1 pseudogene is annotated in these 356 nt (G+C 52.5%); it reads left to right on the top strand.

Annotated features, from left to right (window positions below):
- Positions 1-356 (top strand): annotated as a pseudogene (locus HMPREF2978_RS00140) (IS3 family transposase); the annotation flags it as partial.

The raw sequence follows: 356 nt of genomic DNA, 5'->3' as shown, positions 1-356 counted from the left end.
TGGCCCTCTACGAAAACAATGAGGACCTCTCACTTCACGCGGCTTCAGCAGAGCTTGGAGTCAATCGCTCCTCACTTTATTCCTGGCTTAAGCAGTACGGCACCGGCAAACGTGCCCGCACGAAGACCATGCGTGACAAGGCCCAAATGACCACTGATTCTGAACGGATCCGCCAGCTAGAAAAAGAAAACGCAAAGCTTCGTGAAGAACGCGACATCCTGCGCAAGGCCGCGAAGTATTTTGCCGAAGAGACACGCTGGTAATCCGCTTCCAGTTTGTCGATGACCACCGAACCGAGTACTCGGTCAAGCGGATGTGCCACGTGTTAAAGCTCAATCGCTCCTCGTTTTACAAAT

It is taken from the genome of Corynebacterium sp. HMSC074C01 (assembly GCF_001814605.1).
GTDB lineage: Bacteria > Actinomycetota > Actinomycetes > Mycobacteriales > Mycobacteriaceae > Corynebacterium.
The sequence above is the reverse complement of the archived record's forward strand: the minus strand, read 5'-3'. Positions and strand labels throughout refer to the sequence as shown.